This is a genomic window from Donghicola mangrovi (genome assembly GCF_013377535.1).
Lineage (GTDB): Bacteria > Pseudomonadota > Alphaproteobacteria > Rhodobacterales > Rhodobacteraceae > Donghicola > Donghicola mangrovi.
In genome coordinates this window covers 1-652 of the sequence record NZ_JABCJE010000040.1, presented here as the reverse complement: position 1 = coordinate 652, position 652 = coordinate 1, and the positions used below count along the sequence as shown (strand labels likewise).

At 66.7% G+C, this 652-nt stretch carries 1 protein-coding gene; it reads left to right on the top strand.

Annotated elements, in window-relative coordinates; translation table 11 throughout:
* A partial coding sequence (locus tag HJ536_RS20680) for a DUF7507 domain-containing protein (RefSeq protein ID WP_177159277.1) occupies positions 1-652 on the top strand: 652 nt, incomplete at both ends.

Sequence of the window (652 nt, the reverse complement as noted above, 5' to 3'; positions counted from 1 at the left end):
AGAGAGCGACACCAGCACCTTCAGCGCGACCTACACCCTGACCCAGGATGACGTCGACGCGGGCACTGTCAGCAATCTGGCCACGGTCACCGCCAGCAGCCCCTCGGGCACCGGCGATGTCACCGATATCTCCAGCGCCACCGGCACCGGCGATGCGGCCACCGAGACCACCCTGACCCGCGCCCCCGCGCTGACCGTCACCAAATCCGTCGCCCACACGGACGCGGACAGTGACGGCGTGGTCAGCCTTGGCGATACGCTGACCTACACCATCACCGCCGAGAACTCCGGCAACACCACCCTGACCGGCCTGACCCTGAGCGATGACTTCCAGCGCTCGGGCGGCACCTCGCTGACTGCGACCCTCTCGGCCATCACCTATTCCACCGGCAGCACCGATGCGGCCTTCCTGCCCGGCGGCACCGCCACCGCGACCCTGACCCATGTGGTCGATCAGGACGATGTGGACGCAGGTGGCCTCAGCAACAGCGCCACCGGCACCGCTTGGATCGACCTTGATGGCGACACCCAGCGCGCCACCGACAGCTCAGAGGATGTTACCGACACCACAGACAGTGCCGTCACAACCACCATCGGCGCCGTCTCCGCAATCGCATTAACCAAGACCGCGACCCTGAACGATGGCGGCGAT